Source organism: Mycobacterium sp. 155, assembly GCF_000373905.1.
Lineage (GTDB): Bacteria > Actinomycetota > Actinomycetes > Mycobacteriales > Mycobacteriaceae > Mycobacterium.
This window is the reverse complement of record NZ_KB892705.1, coordinates 1,470,860-1,491,383: the sequence shown is the minus strand read 5'-3', so window position 1 is coordinate 1,491,383 and position 20,524 is coordinate 1,470,860. Positions and strand designations below refer to the sequence as shown.

Here is a 20,524-nt window from a genome sequence, read left to right as displayed (position 1 = left end):
CTGTGGAGATGCTCCGACCTTGACGTGCCACTTGCGACTGGGTGGAATACGGCGAAATCGAATATGGCGGGTTACCAGTAAAAGCACTCAAGACCAGCGTCTGGCCTGGCTCAAAGAACTGCTCACCGGAGACTCCGAAACACTTCCCTACGCCCTGGTTGTTTCCCAGCATTCGGCCCGGCCTCCACCTCGACCCGCAGTCGATCATGCAGCGACTTCGAGGGCTCGGCATCAACCTGCTGGGCTCACGTAATACAGCCCTTCGCCAACTCGTTTCACAGATACCGCCTCCCCTGGTCGCCGAAATGCTCGGCTACAGCGACCAAGTCACCCAGAAGCACGCTGCCGAAGCCGGCAACACCTGGATGCAGTATGCATCCGCTGCCCGCGACCAAACCACACCCGCTGGACGTGCCATGGATACCGATGAACCCCCAGAAGCCCGGCCCGACAGCGCTGACAAACTCGGCGCCGACTCGACCGACAATGCGTTGTTCGACCTCGATCCCCCGGTGCGCCCCTACGACATTCACCTTGAATCCCTCAGGGCCGCAGCGACCGCGCTCAATAAAGCGCAGGACGGCGTTCGAGCGGCCGAGGAACAACTCGCCCACGTCATATTACAAGGACGCCACGCAGGCCTATCCTGGATGAAAATTGCTGAAACACTGGGCATCTCATGCCAAAATGTCTACCAGCGCTGGGCTGCACGTCTACGCGAAATCGAAGACTCTGCACTGCCCGTCTCCGAGCCAGACGACCAGTCCGAAATATTGTTTGATGAGTAGTACTGCGGCATCTGTTCGCTGACCAATACCGCAGTGACAAGTATGCGTCGCTGCAGAGCCACAGCACCGCCGCGGCGATCTCCTCAGCTCGTCCCAGTCTGCCCGATCACGCCGTGCTTGGTGGCGTGGTAAGTGGCGCGTCCGCTCCCGCCGACGAGCCCGCCAAGGGAAGAGCAGTTGACGATCGTCCCTGAACTCTGCAGGCGCATCTGCGCGAGTTCGTATTTCATCGAAGCCCACACCCCGTGCAGGTTGACCGCGACGAGCTGGTCGAAGGCATCGGCAGTTTCCTGCGCAGCACCCACGGGCGGCAGCATGATGCTGGCGTTGTTGAAGGCCATATCGAGGCGCCCGTAGGTGGAAACTGTTGTGGCTACGGCATTCTTGACTTGCTACTCGTCGGACACATCGCAGCCGATCGCGGTCGCCGCTGCACCGGCGTCGATCAGTTCAGCGACCAGCCGCGCTGCGGCCTCGGCGTCGCGGTCGGCGACGGCGACGGCGACGGCGACGGACGCGCCCGCCTCGGCGAACGCACGTGCAGTGGCGGCACCCATGCCAGCCGCGGCGCCGGTGACGAAGGCGACCCTCCCGGTGAAGTCGTACGTAACCATGGGGATGCCCTAAAGTCGTGAAACATATTGGTAGCCAGCGGTTGTAGCTGATTCTGCGTCAGATTCAGCCGCGATTGAAGGGTCTCGGCGGGGGTAGCGGGCGTCCTCACCCCGCCGCCCGGTCGGTGTTGCTATTTGCCGCTGTAGACAGGAAAGACGCTGGCCTGCCCGTAGTCGCGCTCGTCCAAGTCCCGCAGGGTTTGCATGTCCTCGTCGGTGATCGTGAAGTCGATCTCGGCGTTAGTGCGCATGTGGTCAGGGTTTGCGGTCTTCGGCAGCGATACGGCGCCGAGCTGGATCGTGTACCGGATGCAGAGCTGCGGCACGCTCACGCCATACCTCGCGGCGATCGCCGCGAGGTATTCGTTTTTCAGAATCTCCCCGTGCGCGATGGGCGAGTACGCCTCGACCAGGATGTTCTTCGCCTCGCAGTAGGCGATCAGCTCGGCGGGGGTGTTACCGGCGTGGACGAGGATCTGATTCACGTGCGGGATCACCTTGCCGTGCTCGACGATGTTGTCCAGGTCGGCTTGCAGGAAATTCGATACCCCGATCGAGCGGAGCCTGCCCGCCTGGTGCGCCGCTTCCAGCGCCCGCCACGCCTGGCGGTTGCCGTCTGAGTAGTCGCCGCCACGGAAGTCGTTCCACGGCTGCGGCGAGTGAATGAGCATCAGGTCGACGTAGTCGAGCCCGAGCTTCTCCAGTGACTCGTCAATCGCGGCGACCGCCGCGTCGTAGTCCTTGATCTCCGCGGCGAGCTTGGTGGAGACGAAGAGTTCCTCGCGTGGGACACCGCAAGTGCGGACGCCCTCGCCGACGCCGCGTTCATTGCCGTACGCCTGGGCGGTGTCGATGTTGCGATAGCCGATCTCGATGGCGTCGCGGACCGTCTGGGCTGCTTTGTCATCGTCGATGAGCCAGGTGCCCAGCCCCAGCTTGGGGATCGAGACGCCGTTGGACAGGGTGTAGGTCTCGGTCAGGATGCTCATGCGTTCTCTCCGTTCGTTGGTAGCCGGCCGTATTCGTCGTCTGTGACCGGTTCGAGCGATTAGGTGCTGACGCCTTCGCCGGGCGTGATGAAGGCGACGTGGGAGAACCACGAGTCGGCCCTCGCGCCGTGCCAGTGCTTCGTGCCGGCCGGGACACGGACCACCGTTCCCGGTTCCATGCTGATTGGGTCCTGTCCCTCGGGCCTGGTACCAGCCGCTGCCGGCCGTGCACATCAGGATCTGGTCGCCGCCTCCGTTGGTGCCGTGGTGGATGTGCCAGGTGTTGCGGCAGCACGGCTCGAAGGTCACGTTGCTCACGTGCACGCTCCCAGAGGCGAGCGGAGCGAGGTAGCTCTGCCCGGTGAAGTACTGCGCGTAGGCGTCGTTCGGTTCCCCGAGGGGGAAGATTTGGTCGAAATCCCTCTCTGCCATGGATTTTTCTTACGTCTGGTTCTCGATGATGTTCTTGAGCACCGTGGTGGCGCCCATGCCGTTGGGCCAGCCGGAGTAGAACGCGAGGTGCAGGAGGGCTTCCTTGAGTTCGTCGTCGGTGACCCCGTTCTGGCGGGCGAAACCGAGGTGGAACTGCAGCTGTTCCATCTTGCCCAGGGCGGTCAGCGCAGCGACCGTGATCAGGCTGCGGTCCCGTTTGGACAGGCCCGGTCGCTCCCACACTTCGTCGAACAGCACCCGGTCGGTGTAGTGCACCATCCCGGGAGCGAAGTCGCCGAAGGCGCGCTGCCCGCCAGTCCATCCGGCGCTCTGTTCGTGGGCCATTGATCGTTTCCTTCTATCGGGGATGTGTCGATTAGTCAGTGGTGAGTCATGTTGTGCCAAGCGGAATTCGGGGGTTGTCGCATGTGCAGGTCAGGTGAGCGCAGCTGCGAGCGACGCCAGTAGCCGTAGCTTCTCCGCTGAGGGGGACCCAGGTTCGGCGGGGTAGACGATGAGCACGTGGCCGGGTTCGGCGGTAATAGCCAGCTCTTCGTAGGCCAGTGTCAGTTCGCCCACTTCGGGGTGGTGGAACCGTTTCGTTCCGGCGCCGTGGGTGCGGACGTCGTGGGTGCCCCAGAGTCGGCGGAACGTCTCACTCTGGGTGGACAGCTCGCCGACGAGATCCTGCAGACCGCGGTCGTGCGGATCGCGCCCGGCTTCGGCGCGCATGATCGACACGCACATGTGCGCGAATAGGTCCCAATCCGGGTAGAAGTCCCGGGCCGCCGGGTCGAGGAACTGGAACCGCGCCAGGTTGGGGGTACGACCCCCGTCGCCGATCAGCGGCGAGTAGAAGACACGGCCAAGTGCGTTGGTGGCCAACAGATCCTGCTGCGGGTTGCGGACGAACGCGATGCCGTCGGTGATGGCTTCCAGCGCCCAGTGCAGGCTGGGGCGGGACACGCTCGGTTTCGCCGCCCGCCGCCGTGACCGGCCGGAGGTGGGAATTCCGTCGGCGGTGCGGGCGAGGTCGAACAGGTGGGCGCGCTCGGTGTCGTCGAGCCGCAACGCCTGGGCGATCGCCTCCAGGACCGAGGACGACGCACCGGCGATCTGGCCGCGTTCGAGCTTGGCGTAGTACTCGATGCTGACCCCGGCCAGGGTGGCGACCTCACCGCGACGCAGCCCGGGTACCCGCCGCTGACCGACATCAGGCAGGCCGACGTCGGCGGGGCAGAGTTTCGCTCGGCGTGAGGTCAGGAACTCGCGCACCTCGGCCCTGTTGTCCACCGATCCGACGCTACCGGCGGATCGACCCGCCAGGGATACCTTGCCGGTACACCTCTCGAGCGAGACTTCTTCACCGCTTTCCCGGGCGCTTGCATGGATGTCGATGCCGACATCGAGAGGATCGGGATGACCCAGACCACTACCCAACCGTGTGACGCGCCCAGTCGCGGGCCGATCGCGTTGAGCGCTAGCGTGCTCGCCACCATCGTGCTGATCACGGCGATCGCGCCGCTGGCCACGGACATGTACGTGCCGGCGTTCCCGCTGGTGGGCCGGGATCTGGGCGCGTCGGCCACGCAGGTGCAGCTGACGCTGACGACCTTCTTCGTCGGCATGGCGCTGGGGCAACTCGTCGGTGGACCTGCCTCGGACCGGATAGGGCGGCGGATGCCACTGCTGGTGTCGTTGGCCGTGTTGGCCGCGGCGTCGGTGGTGTGTGCATACAGCCCGACGATCGCGGTGATGATGCTGGCGCGGTTTTTGCAGGGCTTCAGCGGCGGCTGGGCGATGGTGATCGCCCGCTCGATCGTCGTGGACCTTACCCGCGGCGCGGAGCTGGTCCGGGCCATGAACCTGGTGGCCGGTGTCGGCGGGGTCGCGCCGATCGTGGGTCCGCTGCTGGGCGGGGTGATCCTGCAGTTCTCGCACTGGCGGGTGTCGTTCTGGGTGGTCGCGGGTCTGGCCGCGCTGATGTTCGTCGCTGTCGTGGTCGGGGTGCCGGAGACGCTGCCCGCCGACAAGCGGCACGGTGGCGGGCTCAGCCACATCGTGGGTACGACCAAAGCGGTACTGCGCCAACGATCTTTCGTCGGCTATCTGCTGGTGTTCGGCTCGTCGATGGGCATGATCTTCGCCTACGTGGCGACTTCGGCGTTCGTGCTGCAGTCGATGAACGGGCTGTCGCCGATGGTCTACTCGATCGACTTCGCGTTCAACGCCGTTGGTCTCACCGTCGCGACGCTGGCGGCCGCGCGCTTGGCCAACCGGGTGTCCACCCGCAAGGTCGTCGCAGCGGGCCTGGCCGCCAGCGCCGCCGCAGGCATCGTGCTGCTGGTGGGCGCGATCTGGTTTCACATGCCCCTACCTGTCGCGCTGGTCGGATTCTTCATCCTCATGACCGCCCAAGGCCTGGTAGGACCCAACGCTGGTGCGCTCGCCTCCGACGCAGTACCCGGACACCCCGGCACCGGCTCGGCGCTGCTGGGCTTTCTGCAGTGGTGCATGGCCGGTGTCATCGCCCCGCTGGCCGGTCTCGGTGGCACGGAGACGGCGGTGCCGATGGCGGTCATCGTGACGGTTCTCGCGGTGGCGTCCGCCACCGCCCTCCACGTGCTGGCCCGGCCCGAGTCATCAGCCCAAACCAACTGACCCTGAACAACATCGAGAGGGGAAACCCATGCGTGACCTACGACTAAGCCGACGCGGCGTGATACAGATGGCGGGCGTCGGCGCGGCAGCCGCGGGTCTGCTCGGAGCGGCCGGCTGCTCCTCCGGCGACGACACCGGCACGGCTTCGACGTCCGGCGGCCCGACGTCCGCCTCAGCGGCCCTACCTCACCAGCAATGCCCGGTTCCTGAACTACTTCCCGCTCGAGGAGATCGAGACGATCTCGCCGCGGCCGCTGATGTTCGTCGCCGGTGATCAGGCACATTCGCTGGAGTTCGCCGAGGACGCCTACCGCCGCGCTGCGGAGCCGAAGGAGCTGGTGCTGGTGCCCGGCGCCGGCCACGTGGACCTGTACGACCGCGTCGACCTGATCCCCTTCGATCGCCTGACCGAGTTCTACCGCACGAACCTGCGCTAGCCCCACCGGCTCTCACACGAAAGGCGACGAGATGACCTTCCGCTCAGCAGTTCTCACTCCGATCATCCTCGCGATGTTGATGCCGTCGGTGATCGCCGGATGTTCACCAGAGCGGGACGAACCCACCCGCGCAGCCGCGACCGACACGCCCGCGGAGCCCACTGGAGTTCCCGTCGAGGAAACCCCAATCCGAGTCCGCGTGAACGGCACCACCATCGCCGGCACCATCCGGCACAACCCCACCGGCTCCGATCTGCTCAGCAGGCTCCCGGTGACGGTGCGAGTCCGCGACCACAACCAGCAGGAGAAGACCGGACCGCTGCCACAACCCTTGACGATGGACGGGATGCCCAGCGGCGATGCACCCAAGGCAGCCGACATCGGCTACTTCGCACCGGGCAACGACCTCGTCTTCTACTGCACCGATGCGCCGTACTGGCGCGGTATCGCCCGGATCGGCCGACTCGACGGCGATCTCTCGGTATTTGCCGACGCCGCCGGTGAACTGACGGTGGTTGTGGAGCGCGCAGACTGAACGCGGTCCCACCCGCCGGTCCCACTCTTCAGATCTGAGGAGCCTCCAGCTTCACGTGGGTGTGAGGCCGATCTGCTGCAGCCATGTCTCGACGTCGGGTTGGGCGTTATGTGCGTCCTCGCCACGCACGGCTAGTGGCTCGCCGATGGAGGCGTGTGCGGCGAGGGCGGTGTCGCCGAGGCCGCTGACTGCGTAGGTGACGAACGGGTGCACCGTCTTTCCGGAGAGGTCGACGCGGTCGATGAAGATACACGTCCACAGGTACGGTCGCGGCGATGATGTTGGCGAGGACTTCGGTGTTGCCGACGTCGAGGTCGGTGCGCCCACCGTGGTAGTAGTTCTCCCCGGCTCGCGAAAAGTACGCCAGCAGAACGCGTTCAACGCGAGATATGTTGTTCTCCTGCGTCTTTGAAGATGACCGCGGCGGTGCGGAGTCGGTTGTCGCGCCGCAGGCACATCCGGCCAGCAGAATCCCGGATCCCGCGGTCAGGGAGCGTATGAGGAGTGTGCGTCGGTTCAGCACCAGGTGTCACTTCGGGGGTGCTTCGACACCGGTCTGGGCCAAGTTGGCCGGCAGCAGTCGGTCTCCGTGGATGGGGATCGCCGCCACCGCGGTGTTGAGTTCGCGCAGTTCGGCGTCGGTGAAGCTGAGGTGGTCGGCGCCGAGGTTCTCCAGCAGGTGTGGTGTGCGGGTGGTGCTGGGGATGGGCACGATCCACCGGCGTTGGGCCATCAGCCAGGCCAGCGAAATCTGTGCCGGCGTGGCGCCCTTGCGGACGGCCCACCGTTGAATGAGTTGCACCAGAGGCATGTTCGCCGCGAGGTTGTCCCGAGAGTTCCGCGGCACGGTGGCGCGGAAGTCGCCATCGGCGAACTGGGTGTAGGGCGTGATCGTGCCGGTGGTGAAGCCCATACCCAACGGTGCCCAGGGCACAAACCCGATACCGAGTTCCTCGCACAGCCCTAACACCTGCGCTTCCGGTCCGCGCCACAACATGGAGTATTCGTTCTGGATCGCGGTGAGCGGTTGGACCGCATGGGCGCGGCGGGCCGTCTGCAGGCCGGGTTCGGACAATCCGAAGTGCTTCACCTTGCCTTGAGCGATCAGGTCTTTGACGGTGCCGGCGACGTCTTCGATGGGCACCGTGGGATCGACGCGATGTTGGTAGAGCAGGTCGATGTGGTCGGTGCACAGACGCTGCAACATCCCGTCCACTGCGCGGCGGATGTGCTCGGGCCGGCTGTTGGGTCCACCGCGACGCTGCCCGGTGTCCGGGTCGATGTCCCAACCGAACTTGGAGGCGATGACGACCTGGTCGCGCACGGGCTGTAGTGCTTCCCCGACGATGCGCTCGGATTCCAACGGTCCGTAAGCCTCGGCGGTGTCGAAGAAGGTGACCCCTTGGTCGTGCGCGGTGCGGATCAGCGTAACCATGTCGGATCGACTCGTAACCGGGCCGTAGAGCTTGCCGGGCATGGTTTGACATCCCAGCCCGATGCCGGACACCTCCAACGATCCGAGCGTGCGCTTCCCGGTGACGGTGGTGGCCGCGCGCACCGCGGCGTTGGTGTCGCCTCCGGGTTTCTGGGGTTCCGGTGTGGTGGCGCAGCCGGTGGCGATGCCCGCGATCGCCGGCGCGGCGGCCAGGCCGGCGGCCCCCAGCAGGAAGGTGCGGCGGCGATGCCCGGATCCTCGGGCGTCCATCGAGTGGGTCTCCTCGCTGGGGTCAGACGTCGATGTGACGTTGGGAGAACTGGTCGACGATCGCCGGGTCGCGGTGGTCGAAGAACAGGCTGGTGGCCGTGTCCATCGCCGCGATTTGGTCCATCTGCGCGGCGGTGAGCTCGAAGTCGAAGACGGCGAGGTTCTTCCGCATCCGCTCCGGGCGAACGGATTTGGGGATCACGATCACCTCACGCTGGATCAGCCACCGCAGGACGACCTGGCCGACGGATTTGCCGTGCGCCGCGGCGATGGCGGTCAAGATCGGGTCGGTGAACATGTTGTTGCGGCCCTCGGCGAACGGTCCCCAGGATTCGTGGCGCACACCGTAGGTGTTCATGATCCGGTGGTCGTCGCCACGTTGGTAGAACACGTGCGTCTCGATCTGGTTGACCGCCGGAACGATGTCGTTGTGCACGATCAGGTCCACGAGCCGGTCGGGCAGGAAGTTCGACACGCCGATCGCCCGGGCGCGGCCCTGCGCGAGCAGCTGCTCCATGGCTCGCCACGCCCCGTAGTAGTCGTTGAACGGCTGGTGGATGAGATAGAGGTCGACGTAGTCCAGTCCGAGCCGGTCCAGGGAGCGTTGGAACGCGGCCGGGGTGGCTGTGTCGCCGGCGTGTTCCATCCACAGCTTGGTGGTGACGAACAGTTCCTCCCGCGGGATGCCGCTACTGGCCAGGGCGCGTCCGACGGCCTGCTCGTTCTGGTAAGAGGCGGCGGTGTCGATAGCCCGGTATCCGGCGTCCAGGGCCTGGGCGACAACGTGTTCGGTCTTATCTTCGGGTACCTGGTAGACGCCGAAGCCCAGGATCGGCATCTCGACGCCGTTGTTCAAGGTGATGGTCTGCATGGGACGTTCCTTCGATCAGTAGTCGTTGGGCGGGCTGGGCTCAGCGTTCGGACATCGCCATCTGCTCGGGGTTGTAGCGCTCCCCGGCCGCGGGCGTGAGGGCGTCGAGGGCCTGCAGTTGTGCGGCGCTGAGCTCCACCGCATCGGCGGCGATGTTCTCCTCCACGCGGGCAACGCGTTTGGTGCCAGGAATGGGGGCGATATCCTCACCTTGGGCGAGCAGCCACGCCAGCGCCACCTGTGCTGGGGTCGCCCCGGCCTGATCGGCCACCGCCTTGACTTCGTCGGCGATACGCAGGTTGTGGGTGAAATTCTCCCCGGTGAAGCGGGGGTTGTTCTTGCGGAAATCAGTGTCGTCGAACTGCTCGGGTGAGCGGATGGCGCCAGTCAAAAAGCCGCGTCCCAGCGGGGAGAACGGCACCAGCCCGATCCCGAGTTCCCGCAAGGTGGGCAGAATCTCGGCCTCCAGATCGCGGGTCCACAGCGAGTATTCCGACTGCAACGCGGTGATCGGGTGGGTCGCGTGGGCGCGGCGGATGGTCGTGTCCGCGGCCGCGGACAAACCGATGTGGCGGACTTTGCCTTCCCCGATCAGTTCAGCGACCGCCCCCACCGTGTCCTCGATCGGGGTGTTCGGGTCGACCCGGTGCTGGTAGCACAAATCGATGTGGTCGGTGCCCAACCGGCGCAGCGACCCCTCCACCGCGGTGCGGATGTTGGTGGGGCTGCTGTCGAGGTTCCAGGCGCCGCTGCCGGCGTGGGAGACCAGGCCGAACTTGGTGGCCAGCACCACTTGGTCGCGGCGGCCCTTCAACGCCTTGCCGACGAGTTCTTCGTTGATGTAGGGGCCGTAGATCTCGGCGGTGTCGATGAACGTCAGCCCCAGATCGAGTGCACGGTGGATGGCACGGATCGATTCAGCGTCGTCGCTTCCGGCGCCGGTGTAGCCGTGCGACATACCCATCGCCCCCAAACCGATGCGCGACACCGTCAGCTCCCGCAGTTTGATGTACTTCATCGCCGCTCCGCTCTGTTGAATTCCACCATCGAGTCAACCGCGGGTTGCGCTAGCCGGGGAGGGCCTGCGATGACAGGTACTGCCAGACACCCCCACCACCGATTCCACACGTCCTAACCTGAGAACCGTGGACCACCGCCGCGAAATACGCGAATTCCTGTCCTCTCGACGGGCCCGTATCACCCCCCAACAGGCCGGACTCGAAGTCTTCGGCAGTAACCGGCGTGTGGCCGGGCTACGCCGTGAAGAAGTCGCCATGCTCACCGGGGTATCGGCGGATTACTACATCCGCCTCGAACGCGGCAACCTGGTGGGCGCCTCCGACAGTGTTCTGGACGCCCTCGCCCGCGCGCTGCAACTCGACGACGCCGAACGCGACCACCTGTTCGACCTGGCCCGCATCGACAACGCCGAACGTGCCGTGAAACGTGCGGCGTCGTCGCGGGTCCGGATCAAACCCGTTGTGCAGCAAGTGCTCGACGCGATCACCGAGGCCGCCGCCGACATTCGCAACGAACGCGGCGACATCGTTGCGGCCAACAAGCTCGGTGCAGCACTCTACAGCGAGATGCACGCCGAGACCGTGCAACCACCCAACGTCGCGCGCTACACCTTCCTCAACCCGAGTGCACGCGACTTCTTCGTCGACTGGGACCGCGCCGCCACCGACGTCGTCGCGGTCCTGCGCGCCGCCGCCGGACGCAACCCCTACGACAAGCCACTATCAGACCTGGTCGGCGAACTGTCCACCCGCAGTGACGAATTCCGCGTCCGTTGGGCTGCCCACAACGTGCGGCGCCACACCACAGGCACCAAACACATGCGCCACCACATCGTCGGCGACATCGAACTGAACTACCAGAGCTTCGAACTACCCGGCGAGCCTGGACTGCGCCTGAGCGTCTTCACCGCCGAACCCGACACCCCCAACCAACAAGCGCTGCGCTTCCTCGCCTCCTGGGCCGCCACCACCCCGACGCCCGACAGCATCGAAGCGCCGTTGTCCGAAACTGAACAGCAGTGAGTAGCGTCGGACGAACGGCGTATGCCCGTGCCGGATTTCGGTGCGGCTCCACCCGTGCCGAGTTCGAGTCCTCGACAGTCATCCGCGGTCTATCAATGCCACCATGTCGTAAATAGGACTTCGTGCTGCAGGCACGGCCTCGACGGTAGGCGCACCGTCCGCTGACGGGCAATCCAGTTTTGGTTGGGCAGGCCATCACGTGCGGAGGCTCGCTCTCCAGGGCCGCTCACAGAATCCAGCAAACCCTCGGCACCTTCAGCGGCGCTGGGAAACTCGACCTGCAGATTCGGACCAGCGGTAACCAAGTCCTCCCCCGCCTTCGCTAGGAAATGCGACTACCCGTCACGACGCGGCCACCTAATACGCCAAAACCGAATACTGAGGGTCACCAGTAAAGTGCTCCATTTTGCATTGTGTCACAAAGGTTTTGAAAGTCTGCTCACTCGCCTGCCCGTGCGTCACAGATCGAGAACAAAGCTCAGCGCTTGGTCAACGGCCTGCATCTGGTCTGCGTCGATCATGCCCTGGCGTCGTTGCCCTTCCACGCTGGACTGGAGACGCCTGTGCTGAGGTTCGCGAAGCCACCCGCCCCAGACAGCTGGCGTTTCTCTCGGCCCGCACGGCGGACTAACCAACTCAAAGCGGCCCGACTGCTCAGGGCGCACCACCTGGGTGGACACTATGACGTGGCCCTTTCTGCAACAGTATTCAAAGTCGAACTTGGCGTCTCCGATGTCGATCACGGTTACTATGCCGATCACGCGCTGACCGTGGCCCGTCATCCCAGTGAGACCGATGAGCGGATGGTGGTGCGGTTGTTGGCTTTTGGGCTTCGCGCACACCGACTCAGCGACGTCGACGGTGAGTTGGCGTTCGGGGCAGGCCTGTCCACCCCTGGCGTACCGGACTTGCGGCTCGCCGACTACACCGGCCGGATCCTGGAGTGGATCAACGTCGGCCAGCCCGACGAACGCGCCTTGAGCAAGGCGGCCAGCCAGGCCGACCAGGTGCTGCTCTTCCCGTTCGCCGCCGGCGTGGCCACCTGGTGGCGCACCGTCGGCCCCAAAGTGGCGGGGCTGCCAAACCTCTCGGTGGTGCAGATACCGCACGCATCGGTGCAGCAACTGGCCCAGACTGTCGATCGACGGGTCTCGGCACAAGTGATGGTGATCGAAGGTCAGGTGACGATGACCATAGGCGGAGTCGACGTCACCTTCACACCCGAGCCATTGGAGTGAACGTCTGAGCCCGAGGTGCTAGCCCATGACGTTAGCGCCCTGGACACTGACGTCATCATTGTTGGGCCCGGCCTGGCCGGAATGATCGCCGCCAGCGAGCTCAAAGAGCGAGGCATGACGGCCCATGCCCCGGGCTCAGCAGCGCGCTCGCCGACCGCACCGGGCCACGCCTATTCTGAGCTGACCCGGGATGGATTATGCAGAAATCAAATAAGTAAAATGGTCCGTATTGCTTTGAGCCTCAAGTGTTTTTGTCCTGCCTCGATCAGCAACGAGCCGCCAAAGTACGTCTTAGACCGGATAGGCGCTACAACGAGGCAGGGCACTACAGATCTAGGACGAAGCGCAGTGCTTGGTCAATGGCTTGCATCTGTTCTGGACTAATCATTCCCTGGCGAGATGCCAGTCGTTCAACGGAGACCACTCGCAGCTGATCGCAGCGAGCGTAGGAAATGTGGCCCAGCCCGCCGCTCGCCGGCTCGAGTTCAACATGGCTTCGCAGGCCGTACCCAGCGGTAGTAATTGGGACGACGACCACGAGGCCGCCCGGTCCGTTGTTGAGAATGTCGACCGACACCACCACCGCCGGGCGGCGAAAGGCTGGCTCGTGTCCGACCGGTTGGCCGAGATCGACGTGATAGACCTCCCCCCGCCAGATCAAGCCAGTGCGTCCCAATCGTGACGCTCGGCCAGGTATTGCTCCCATAGTTCGGGGTCGCTGCGCAGGCGCTGGTAGTCACCGTTGAGCCCCCGCAGGAACTCCTGTCTCTCCAAGGCGTCGATGGCTGCGTGCACGACGTCGACGACGGCGGTTTGACGGGCCTTCGCCAGAGATTGCAGCCGCTCAGAATCGGGACGGCGGACGCGGACAGTTGTGGTTTCTGCTGCCATGTAACCAGTGTAGACGAATTGTAGACACAGGGTGTGGCTGCTGATCGTTTCAGTGTTCAGCAAACGAACGGCGGCTAAGCCTCGCGTGCTACCGGACCCCAGCCCTCCAATCTCGGACAGAGTAACTCCAGGCCATCACCACCCACGGTCCCACGATGTTCGTCGCGGCGGTCAGCGGCCCGGCCGACCTACAAGCCACGGTTGTCAGCCCGACTGTCGACGCCCTGTACGACTCTCCACCCTCGCGCAGGTGCCGGGTATCACGGACATCGAGACCTCGCTGACCGGAGCGTTCGTCAAACACGCTCGCCCGCGTGGCGGTGACTTGTCGGAACTGTCAGACGGCGCGATGCTTCCATTCGCGCCGTAGGCTCACGGCGTGCACAACGTGACCCTGACCAGCGCCGCCGCAGCGGCGGCGCTGACGGTGGGACTGGCGGCCTATGCAGCGTTGATCTTCGCCGGCATCGCGGTAGCGATCTACGACATACGCCGGCGCCGACGGGGCCGGGCGATCGCCGCCGCGATGATGGTCGGGGTGCTGACCCTGGGCGGGCTGGTTATGGCGATCGTCAGCAGTGTGGTGTGAACCGACACAACGCGGTAGGCATGAACACCGGATGGTTGGCGGCGTCCGGCAACTCCCGTAAGTAGCCCTCGACAACCTCGCCCCTTGACGCGCCGATCCCACGAGCGGCCCCCAGTGACCATCACGACTTTCCCACGAAGCACGATCCCATTCGTTCGTATCCGGGGCACGCGGTATCGATCTCAGCCGATCCGATGCCCACGTTGACGAAGAATCCATGCCACGACATGGTGCCGTTATGCCAGTCGTCCTGAAAGTTGATCGTGTCATAGAGCGGTCCCCGTTCCCGCTCAAAGCTGGTGCCGGATACGTCGAAGCCCCGCGCCCGCAGGAAGGGGCCGACATCGGCAGAAACCATCGCTTCGTAAGCCCGTTGTAGTGATCCGTCGGCTGTCCCCTCAACCATGATCCAAGGCTAAGTCGGCGACACAGTCCTTCCGCGCACCAATTGTCCTTCCGCGCACCAATTTTCGCGCGACGGCAGGATGCACACCCCAGGCCACCGCCCGTGGTATCAACCTCGGCCCACGGAGCAGCGTCGCACCGAAATCAAACCGGGGCCATACTCACGCAGCACTTGGGCACAATTCAAGCCGTCCTAGTGGTCCCCCAACCGGCTTGACGTTCCCACCCTCGTCTCGACCGACACGGTGCTATGCATAAGGAGGAATGCGGTCGCAAAACGAACAGGTGAGTTAAGAGTAAAATATCGCCGTATCGCGTTGCATTCCAATTATTTTCATTTGATATGACGGTGCTGTGCTTAGAGATCAAAGACGATGCGCAGTGCCGCATCAACACGACGCATCTCGTCGAAATTGAGGAACCCGACGCTTCCGCCGAGCCGGCCAGGGTCCACCGCCGCAGCCTGCTCGGCAAGCACCCTGGTGTTAACGCCGCCGATTTCAACCTCGGGACGAAAGCTGGCGGCACGAGCCGACGTGGACGTTAGCGCAACGATCCAGGTCGACAGCGGCAGCAGATCCGACTGAACGACTATGGCGTAGCGCGAGCCGGACTGTTCGTGACCGCGGCTCCCCCGCGCGGCATCCAACCGAAAGACCTCACCACGCACGCAGCGTCTCCATATCGCGCAGCACCTGCATCGCCTCAGCGCGGTCGGACTCGTCTTGAGCGAGCCGTTCCGCCTCGACGCGAATCGCCGCGCGCGCCTTCCGGCGTGCGGCATCGATGAGAGCAGCACGAACAGCTACGGATACAGCCGTGCCATCTTTAGTCAAGACCTCCGGTGCCTTTGATGTGTCTTCATCCGGTCGGAAGGTAATCGTGTCAGCCATAGCATCAATGTGCGACGTTTTGTAAGACGTTCACCGAATCCGCCTCCCCTGCCTCGCTAAGCGCGGACGCCAGTCACGACTTATTAAGCCCGCCAAGTTCGCGGGCGAGTGCTGGGCGACGTTCGCGATCGCAGTCCCAGGTGGGCGCAATAGCCCGCGGTTGAAGGTCCGTCCTAAGTTTGGTGCTGAACGAGGCCGCCCGACGCTCGCCCATCCACGAGGATTTGAACAATATTTCGTGTGGCAACGCGATGAATTTTGCTCTCCGGTACAGTCCGATCTGCATGGGCAAACTAATCTATGGCTTCAACGTGTCAGTGGACGGGTACATCGCCGACGCACAAGGCAACATCGGCTGGACCGATCCGAGCGAAGAACTGCACCAGTACTGGAACGACTTCGAGCGTGAGACCGCCCTGTCGTTCTACGGCCGGCGGCTCTACGAACTGATGTCCGCGTACTGGCCCACTGCCGACGAGGCTCCGGATGCCACCCCTTTGATCGTTGACTTCGCTCGCATCTGGCGCGGTATGCCCAAGGTCGTGTTCTCGCGCACCCTCGAGTCCGTCGACTGGAACTCCCGCCTGGAACGCGGCGACCCGGTCGAGGTGGTGACGAAGCTGAAAGCCGAAACCGACGGCACCCTGGAGGTGGCCGGCGCGACGCTGGCGGCACCAATCGTGCAGGCCGGGCTCGTGGACGAATACCGAATCGTGGTCGCGCCCACCGTCGTAGGCGGCGGCACCCCGTTTTTCCCACCCTTGCCGTCATGGATCTCGTTGCGACTGTTGGAGAACCGCACCTTCCCGGGTGGCACGGTCCTGCTGCGCTACGAGGCGAAACACAACTGATCGGACATCCACCAGTAGTTCAACGAATCGCCTGGCGGCGCGCCTCTGCCGCAAAAGCCTCGGTCCGCACATCAGGCACCCAGACCTGCAGTGGCCGGAGGCCACGCTCACGCATCCGTCGTCGGTACTCGCCGACCTTTCCCTCACTGTCATGCGACGGTGTTACATGTAACGCTGAGATCTGAGTTCTCGGATAATCAGACTGGCAAATGGTCCAATTGCGAACGAAGAGCAGACGCCGCCAAAGAGCTCTCCGCTGGCGTCCATTGACAAGAAGCCCAGCACCGATTCTGGCACCATTGTGGCGATGGATGCGCTCTCGGAGCCGAGTCTCACTGATCCGTTCGAAGGTGCGATCGACGACGTGCTGAGATCCTTGCCGGCCAGACTCCGTGCGGCGATGAGCAACGTCGAGATCGTCATCGAGGACGAGCCTCCCAACGGGCAACGGTTACTCGGCCTATACCGCGGCATACCGCTGCCGCAAAGGAACAATGAGTACGGCGGAGTACTTCCCGACAAGATCAGCATCTACCGCGGGCCGATCACCCGGCTCGCTGCCGGCAACGAGGATCGTCTACGTGGTGAGATCAGGCACGTCGTGCTCCACGAGATCGCCCATCACTTCGGGATCAGCGACGAGCGGTTGATCGAACTCGATCGCTACTGAGGCCTTCGATTATTTGGCGACACTACTCTACATCCTTTGCACGACAAGGTAATTCAATATGTCTACCGGTCGCCCGAGCAGCTTTCCGGGTTCGATTGAAGACGAAGCTGTCCCCCAAGCACCGTTTCGTTTTGAGCCGTCTAGCAAGGTAGGGGCAGCGTCACGAAGGGGATTATGCGGGCAGTGCTGTTGCAGAACGCCTGGCCGGCTTGCTGCCCGCTCTCGATCGCGCTCGGCAGGTTGCCTGTCAGGAGGTCTGCCCCGCCGATGACGGAGTTTGCTAGCCCGCAAGTGAGCACCACGTTCTGCGGGTCAAGTGTGCTTGGCAGTTTCAGGAACCCGATTTCGACGGGCGTCGGGATGCTGTCGATCTGGGCCTGGTAGTACCCGCAGTCGGGTTGACCGTTTGCAAGGACTCCCGGCTCCGGTGCGTTCATGGCTGCGAGTTCGGCGGCCTGCTGTTCGGCAGCGGCTTGGTCGTTCGCGACCATTTGGTCGGAATTGGCTAGGGCCTGTGAGGATGCCTGTGATGAATTTCCTGAACATGCGAGTATCAGGCGGCTGTTGTCTGTTTGAATTTGGCGGTCTTGGTCGGCCAGCGCCTGGTCACCCGTCGGGCCGTATGACGCCTCGTCGCTGCTGACTTGGTTGGACGCAGCAACAGTTGCATCGACCAAGGCTTGCTGCCCCGCTGCGGTGCTCATGTCGTACGGGCAATCCGTGTCAGCCGCCGCTGGCGAGCAGAGCGCGACACTGGTGCCTAGAGCGGCGGCAGCGACGCTGATCGCTGCCGCAAGCTTCTTCTTCATCAATTCCCTATCGCGCTCGTGCGCCCGCAGGCGTTTCCAATTGATTGGCTGTGTTGACCTCAGACCGTCCCCCGGCCACCTCGGGGATTCCAGCTATCGCGCAGCTAACTGCGCGGTGGTTGTCACTCTATGAGGCAATCTCCCTGGCTCGTGCATAGCCGCCCAAGCCAGTCTCTGGCTTCTTGCCGGAATTATGGCAGATATTCACCACTGCGCTTCCAAGAACACGGCGGAAACGAATACGACGGGTTAACCAGTAACCTCGGTGACGTTTCGCGGCAGCGAACGCAGACGTGGAGCTGCCATTCGACATCGGGTCTGTGGCAGTCGAGCACGCAACCCCCTATCCGCGAATTCTTCTGGTGGCCGGGTAGGCAGAACTGAACTGTCCGAACAGACGAGACCGCCAACCGCAATACCGTCTCAGGCTTCTCGCAATTTCAAAACTACTGCCTGCCAGGCTATTTGAGACCAGACATTTTGATCCGATGCGACGACGGCGCAGTGCTCAGAGATCAAGGACGATGCGCAGTGCCGCATCAGCGCGACGCATCTCATCAAAGCTGAGGAACACGATGTTCTTAGCAAACCGGCCAGGGCATCCACTCGATCCTGCTCGGCAAGGTTTCGGGTAGAGCGGCAACCTCGGCAGCGCCTACCCCGCTGTAGCCGTCCAGCGAACAGCCCGCGTATCCAGGATCGCCGTCGGAAGCGCTGACATCGACGACGTGCATGGGCCGCGGTTCGCCCCGGTAGCCACCACCTTTACGTCGGCGGCTAAGTCTTCGCCTCCTGGGTGACGCACGCCGCAGCCGAGTGTCAGCATTGCCGCCATCGCGTCGGACGGACGCTGCTGCTAAACCGGCGTTGCGTTGACGCGACATCCCCGTCGCTCGTACCATTGGACAATGTCGACAATAGTCAAACCGGTAGATGTCCTGGTCGTCGGCGCCGGTCCGTCGGGGGCGGTGGTCAGTCACACGGCTGCAGCAGCGGGGCTCGACGTCATCTGCTTGGAACAGGGAGATTGGGTAAATCCCAATGACTTTCCCGCCAATCATCCGGAGTGGGAACTGCTCATTCAGCACGACTGGGCGCATGACCCCAATGTTCGACAACTGCCCTCCGACTATCCGGTCGATGTCACCGAATCAGACATGTGGCCGGTCATGTTCAACGCAGTGGGCGGCAGCTCGATCTACTACGGCGCAGAGTGGCCACGGTTGGTTCCCTCGGACTTCCGGGTCAAGTCACTCGACGGTGTCGCCGACGACTGGCCCATCAGTTACGACGACCTCAAGCCTTACCACGATGAGGTCGACGCATTCATCGGTGTAGCGGGTGTTGGCGGCGACACTGCCTACCCGGACGGGTTGGCCTACCCATTGCCGCCCAACCCTCTAGGCAAGGCCGGTGTCAAGGCCGCCGAATCAGCGAACAAACTGGGCTGGCATTGGTGGCCCGGTACCAACGCGATCGCCAGTCAGAAATTCAAAACCCTTGAACAGTGCGGGCGTTGGGGTACCTGTGAATGGGGATGCCCGCAAGGCGCCAAAGCATCGTTCGATCTGATCTACATGCCGCAAGCCGTACAACTCGGTGCGCAGGTGATAACCGGTGCGCGGGTGCGCAAAATCTGTACGGGTGCCGACGGGTTGGCAACCGGAGCCGAGTACATCGACCGCAATGGAAGCGTGGTGTTTCAGCCGGCCCGCGTAGTCATACTGTGCGCCAATGGAATTGGCACCTCGCGTCTCCTGCTGATGTCCGCGGACGAGACTCATCCCGACGGCTTGGCAAACTCGTCAGGCCTCGTCGGACGGAACCTCATGCTGCACCCGAACTGCTCGGCGCTGGGTTTCTACGACGAGCCGCTGGACAGCTGGCAGGGACCTGCCGGTCAACTGATCCATTCGCTGCAGTTCTACGAGACCGACAAGTCCCGCGGATTCCTCCGCGGATCGAAGTGTCAGGTGTTGCCGACCCCTGGTCCGCTGAATGCGATAGAGGCCCATCGCGACTTCGACTTCGATGATGTGTGGGGGCCAGCCGTGCACGACATCGCCCGGTCGGCTCAAAACGGGATCCTGTGGGCGGCCAATACCGAGGATCTTCCTGAGGAGCACAACCGTGTCACGTTGTCGCCCGATCTCGTCGACTCCGACGGTCTGCCTGCACCAAAGATCGAGTACCGCATCAGTGATAACACGCGAGCGCTGCTCCGGTGGACCGTGGACAGGCTGGTCGAGCTGCATAAAGCAGGAGGCGCGACAAAAATCATCACCCAGGAGCTCTGGGTAGACCAACCTGGCCACCTGCTCGGGACGGCCCGAATGGGCGACGACCCGGCCACATCCGTCGTCGATTCCTTCGGCAGGTCCCATGACGTGCAGAACCTCTTCATCGCCGATGGCAGCATCTTCGTCACCTCCGGATCGGCGAATCCGACCAGCACCATCACCGCGCTGGCGCTGCGAGTGGGTCGCAAGGTCGTCGAACAGCTATCCGGAAAGGCCTGATCATGACTGCATTAGATGGTGAACGCGCTCTGCAACAACGACTTTCGGTGCCGCCACATCGGAGTCGACCTCCGCGCCCACTCAGCGACAAAGAGCAGGAAGTGTTGCTTCGAATCGCCGACTCACTGATCCCGGCGACCGGACAGAACCCCAAACCCAGCGACGTCGAGGACTATGTGGTATTTCTGCAACTGGCCCTTTCGGCTCGCGTGGATGTTTTTGACACCGTCATGGCCGCGGTGGGCCGCCTCGCCGCAGTGCCTAAGGCTGAGATGTGGCAGACCCTCAAGCAGCTGTGGCGCGATGATCGTGCAGTCTTCGATCCGTTGTCTTCGGTGGTGGCCGGCGCATATTTCATGACACCCCAGGTCAAGACACTCATCGGTTATCCGGGCCAACGCCGCGACCCGGCGCCGATATCACTGGCCGCTGACGAGATTGGCAGCGGCCTGCTGGATCCGGTGATCGAACGTGGATCGATTTACGTGTCGACAACTGGCGAATGACGCCGAAAAACCCTGTGCTGCAGGCGCGGCCTCGCAGCTCCCCTTCGTTGTCGCTGCGCTGCAAACGTCGGTAATTCGC

General features: G+C 63.7%; 24 protein-coding genes and 2 pseudogenes. 11 read left to right on the top strand and 15 right to left on the bottom strand.

Translation table 11 applies throughout. The features are described from left to right. The first annotated feature begins 41 nt into the window (after positions 1-41). Positions 42-788: a hypothetical protein gene (locus tag B133_RS25290; RefSeq protein ID WP_198291103.1), complete on the top strand. Its 747-nt coding sequence runs from the start codon at positions 42-44 to the stop codon at positions 786-788. Positions 789-871: 83 nt separating this feature from the next. Here the strand turns inward: B133_RS25290 and B133_RS24305 are convergent. From B133_RS24305 to B133_RS0106865, 4 genes and pseudogenes are all read right to left on the bottom strand, one after another. Then, positions 872-1,345: pseudogene (locus tag B133_RS24305) on the bottom strand (SDR family NAD(P)-dependent oxidoreductase). A gap of 188 nt (positions 1,346-1,533) precedes the next feature. After that, on the bottom strand, positions 1,534-2,391 hold the full coding sequence (locus B133_RS0106880; RefSeq protein WP_018599998.1) for an aldo/keto reductase: 858 nt from the start codon (positions 2,389-2,391) through the stop codon (positions 1,534-1,536). 441 nt (positions 2,392-2,832) lie between these two features. Next, the gene (locus tag B133_RS0106870; RefSeq protein ID WP_018599996.1) at positions 2,833-3,168 is read right to left on the bottom strand and encodes a carboxymuconolactone decarboxylase family protein; all 336 of its coding nucleotides are present in this window, start codon (positions 3,166-3,168) and stop codon (positions 2,833-2,835) included. A gap of 90 nt (positions 3,169-3,258) precedes the next feature. Further along, on the bottom strand, positions 3,259-4,116 hold the full coding sequence (locus B133_RS0106865) for a helix-turn-helix transcriptional regulator (RefSeq protein ID WP_018599995.1): 858 nt from the start codon (positions 4,114-4,116) through the stop codon (positions 3,259-3,261). A 126-nt stretch (positions 4,117-4,242) separates the two neighbouring features. Here B133_RS0106865 and B133_RS0106860 point away from each other — a divergent pair, with 126 nt between their 5' ends. The 3 genes from B133_RS0106860 (at position 4,243) to B133_RS23285 (ending at position 6,456) form a co-directional block, all read left to right on the top strand. Further along, positions 4,243-5,484, top strand: a complete 1,242-nt coding sequence (locus B133_RS0106860) for a multidrug effflux MFS transporter (protein WP_157625800.1) — start codon at positions 4,243-4,245, stop codon at positions 5,482-5,484. Between the two features lie 257 nt (positions 5,485-5,741). Continuing rightward, a complete protein-coding gene (locus B133_RS0106855; RefSeq protein ID WP_018599993.1) occupies positions 5,742-5,921 on the top strand; it encodes an alpha/beta hydrolase in 180 nt (59 codons plus the stop codon). A gap of 31 nt (positions 5,922-5,952) precedes the next feature. After that, the gene (locus B133_RS23285) at positions 5,953-6,456 is read left to right on the top strand and encodes a cyclophilin-like fold protein (RefSeq protein WP_018599991.1); all 504 of its coding nucleotides are present in this window, start codon (positions 5,953-5,955) and stop codon (positions 6,454-6,456) included. 51 nt (positions 6,457-6,507) lie between these two features. Here B133_RS23285 and B133_RS23580 read toward each other — a convergent pair whose 3' ends face one another. From B133_RS23580 to B133_RS0106830, 4 genes are all read right to left on the bottom strand, one after another. Further along, positions 6,508-6,783, bottom strand: a complete 276-nt coding sequence (locus B133_RS23580; RefSeq protein WP_198290980.1) for a hypothetical protein — start codon at positions 6,781-6,783, stop codon at positions 6,508-6,510. Positions 6,784-6,985: 202 nt separating this feature from the next. Continuing rightward, complete coding sequence (locus tag B133_RS0106840) at positions 6,986-8,161, bottom strand: aldo/keto reductase (protein ID WP_018599989.1); 1,176 nt, start codon at positions 8,159-8,161, stop codon at positions 6,986-6,988. A 22-nt stretch (positions 8,162-8,183) separates the two neighbouring features. Next, positions 8,184-9,032, bottom strand: a complete 849-nt coding sequence (locus tag B133_RS0106835; protein WP_018599988.1) for an aldo/keto reductase — start codon at positions 9,030-9,032, stop codon at positions 8,184-8,186. A gap of 40 nt (positions 9,033-9,072) precedes the next feature. Continuing rightward, a complete protein-coding gene (locus B133_RS0106830; RefSeq protein ID WP_018599987.1) occupies positions 9,073-10,050 on the bottom strand; it encodes an aldo/keto reductase in 978 nt (325 codons plus the stop codon). Positions 10,051-10,168: 118 nt separating this feature from the next. Here B133_RS0106830 and B133_RS0106825 point away from each other — a divergent pair, with 118 nt between their 5' ends. Beyond that, a complete protein-coding gene (locus tag B133_RS0106825) occupies positions 10,169-11,074 on the top strand; it encodes a helix-turn-helix transcriptional regulator (RefSeq protein WP_198291045.1) in 906 nt (301 codons plus the stop codon). 686 nt (positions 11,075-11,760) lie between these two features. Then, on the top strand, positions 11,761-12,312 hold the full coding sequence (locus B133_RS0106815; RefSeq protein WP_026256074.1) for a YaeQ family protein: 552 nt from the start codon (positions 11,761-11,763) through the stop codon (positions 12,310-12,312). 325 nt (positions 12,313-12,637) lie between these two features. On the opposite strand, the gene B133_RS0106810 is transcribed toward B133_RS0106815, so the two are convergent. Both B133_RS0106810 and B133_RS0106805 read right to left on the bottom strand, forming a co-directional pair. Beyond that, positions 12,638-13,018, bottom strand: a complete 381-nt coding sequence (locus tag B133_RS0106810; RefSeq protein WP_232423267.1) for a type II toxin-antitoxin system PemK/MazF family toxin — start codon at positions 13,016-13,018, stop codon at positions 12,638-12,640. Beyond that, on the bottom strand, positions 12,970-13,203 hold the full coding sequence (locus tag B133_RS0106805) for a hypothetical protein (RefSeq protein ID WP_026256072.1): 234 nt from the start codon (positions 13,201-13,203) through the stop codon (positions 12,970-12,972). Before B133_RS0106805 ends, B133_RS0106810 begins: the two co-directional genes overlap by 49 nt. Positions 13,204-13,582: 379 nt before the next feature. Here B133_RS0106805 and B133_RS0106795 point away from each other — a divergent pair, with 379 nt between their 5' ends. Beyond that, on the top strand, positions 13,583-13,792 hold the full coding sequence (locus B133_RS0106795; protein ID WP_018599980.1) for a hypothetical protein: 210 nt from the start codon (positions 13,583-13,585) through the stop codon (positions 13,790-13,792). Positions 13,793-13,913: 121 nt separating this feature from the next. Here B133_RS0106795 and B133_RS22440 read toward each other — a convergent pair whose 3' ends face one another. The 3 genes from B133_RS22440 to B133_RS0106780 form a co-directional block, all read right to left on the bottom strand. Next, positions 13,914-14,198: a DUF4304 domain-containing protein gene (locus B133_RS22440; RefSeq protein WP_232423266.1), complete on the bottom strand. Its 285-nt coding sequence runs from the start codon at positions 14,196-14,198 to the stop codon at positions 13,914-13,916. Between the two features lie 357 nt (positions 14,199-14,555). After that, positions 14,556-14,867 carry a type II toxin-antitoxin system PemK/MazF family toxin gene (locus B133_RS0106785; protein WP_018599978.1) on the bottom strand — a complete coding sequence of 104 codons (312 nt, stop codon included), beginning with the start codon at positions 14,865-14,867 and terminating at the stop codon, positions 14,556-14,558. Next, on the bottom strand, positions 14,857-15,090 hold the full coding sequence (locus tag B133_RS0106780) for a hypothetical protein (protein ID WP_018599977.1): 234 nt from the start codon (positions 15,088-15,090) through the stop codon (positions 14,857-14,859). Before B133_RS0106780 ends, B133_RS0106785 begins: the two co-directional genes overlap by 11 nt. 284 nt (positions 15,091-15,374) lie before the next feature. Between B133_RS0106780 and B133_RS0106775 the strand changes: the two genes are divergently transcribed. After that, positions 15,375-15,941 (top strand): dihydrofolate reductase family protein, encoded by a 567-nt coding sequence (locus B133_RS0106775; RefSeq protein WP_026256071.1) that lies wholly within the window; start codon positions 15,375-15,377, stop codon positions 15,939-15,941. A gap of 28 nt (positions 15,942-15,969) precedes the next feature. Here B133_RS0106775 and B133_RS25165 read toward each other — a convergent pair. After that, a pseudogene (locus B133_RS25165) lies at positions 15,970-16,122 on the bottom strand (antitoxin MazE-like protein); the annotation flags it as partial. A 126-nt stretch (positions 16,123-16,248) separates the two neighbouring features. Between B133_RS25165 and B133_RS0106770 the strand changes: the two are divergent. Beyond that, positions 16,249-16,611, top strand: coding sequence for a metallopeptidase family protein (locus B133_RS0106770; RefSeq protein WP_018599974.1), 363 nt, complete (start codon positions 16,249-16,251; stop codon positions 16,609-16,611). A gap of 140 nt (positions 16,612-16,751) precedes the next feature. Here B133_RS0106770 and B133_RS0106765 read toward each other — a convergent pair whose 3' ends face one another. Beyond that, on the bottom strand, positions 16,752-17,420 hold the full coding sequence (locus tag B133_RS0106765; RefSeq protein WP_157625797.1) for a hypothetical protein: 669 nt from the start codon (positions 17,418-17,420) through the stop codon (positions 16,752-16,754). Positions 17,421-18,328: 908 nt separating this feature from the next. On the opposite strand from B133_RS0106765, the gene B133_RS0106760 reads away from it, so the two are divergent. Next, positions 18,329-19,939, top strand: a complete 1,611-nt coding sequence (locus tag B133_RS0106760; protein WP_018599972.1) for a GMC family oxidoreductase — start codon at positions 18,329-18,331, stop codon at positions 19,937-19,939. Between the two features lie 2 nt (positions 19,940-19,941). Continuing rightward, positions 19,942-20,445, top strand: a complete 504-nt coding sequence (locus tag B133_RS0106755; protein ID WP_036418460.1) for a hypothetical protein — start codon at positions 19,942-19,944, stop codon at positions 20,443-20,445. Positions 20,446-20,524: the final 79 nt, after the last annotated feature.

Excerpts from the sequence above, each read along its gene's own strand:
- B133_RS23285 (WP_018599991.1), top strand. The coding sequence starts at position 5,953 with ATGACCTTCCGCTCAGCAGTTCTCACTCCGATCATCCTCGCGATGTTG.
- B133_RS0106805 (WP_026256072.1), bottom strand. The coding sequence starts at position 13,203 with ATGGCAGCAGAAACCACAACTGTCCGCGTCCGCCGTCCCGATTCTGAG.
- B133_RS0106860 (WP_157625800.1), top strand. The coding sequence starts at position 4,243 with ATGACCCAGACCACTACCCAACCGTGTGACGCGCCCAGTCGCGGGCCG.
- B133_RS0106760 (WP_018599972.1), top strand. The coding sequence starts at position 18,329 with ATGTCGACAATAGTCAAACCGGTAGATGTCCTGGTCGTCGGCGCCGGT.
- B133_RS0106755 (WP_036418460.1), top strand. The coding sequence starts at position 19,942 with ATGACTGCATTAGATGGTGAACGCGCTCTGCAACAACGACTTTCGGTG.
- B133_RS0106775 (WP_026256071.1), top strand. The coding sequence starts at position 15,375 with ATGGGCAAACTAATCTATGGCTTCAACGTGTCAGTGGACGGGTACATC.
- B133_RS0106835 (WP_018599988.1), bottom strand. The coding sequence starts at position 9,032 with ATGCAGACCATCACCTTGAACAACGGCGTCGAGATGCCGATCCTGGGC.
- B133_RS0106880 (WP_018599998.1), bottom strand. The coding sequence starts at position 2,391 with ATGAGCATCCTGACCGAGACCTACACCCTGTCCAACGGCGTCTCGATC.
- B133_RS0106780 (WP_018599977.1), bottom strand. The coding sequence starts at position 15,090 with ATGGCTGACACGATTACCTTCCGACCGGATGAAGACACATCAAAGGCA.
- B133_RS0106870 (WP_018599996.1), bottom strand. The coding sequence starts at position 3,168 with ATGGCCCACGAACAGAGCGCCGGATGGACTGGCGGGCAGCGCGCCTTC.
- B133_RS0106840 (WP_018599989.1), bottom strand. The coding sequence starts at position 8,161 with ATGGACGCCCGAGGATCCGGGCATCGCCGCCGCACCTTCCTGCTGGGG.
- B133_RS0106765 (WP_157625797.1), bottom strand. The coding sequence starts at position 17,420 with ATGAAGAAGAAGCTTGCGGCAGCGATCAGCGTCGCTGCCGCCGCTCTA.
- B133_RS22440 (WP_232423266.1), bottom strand. The coding sequence starts at position 14,198 with ATGGTTGAGGGGACAGCCGACGGATCACTACAACGGGCTTACGAAGCG.
- B133_RS0106855 (WP_018599993.1), top strand. The coding sequence starts at position 5,742 with ATGTTCGTCGCCGGTGATCAGGCACATTCGCTGGAGTTCGCCGAGGAC.
- B133_RS0106830 (WP_018599987.1), bottom strand. The coding sequence starts at position 10,050 with ATGAAGTACATCAAACTGCGGGAGCTGACGGTGTCGCGCATCGGTTTG.
- B133_RS0106770 (WP_018599974.1), top strand. The coding sequence starts at position 16,249 with ATGGATGCGCTCTCGGAGCCGAGTCTCACTGATCCGTTCGAAGGTGCG.
- B133_RS0106810 (WP_232423267.1), bottom strand. The coding sequence starts at position 13,018 with ATGGGAGCAATACCTGGCCGAGCGTCACGATTGGGACGCACTGGCTTG.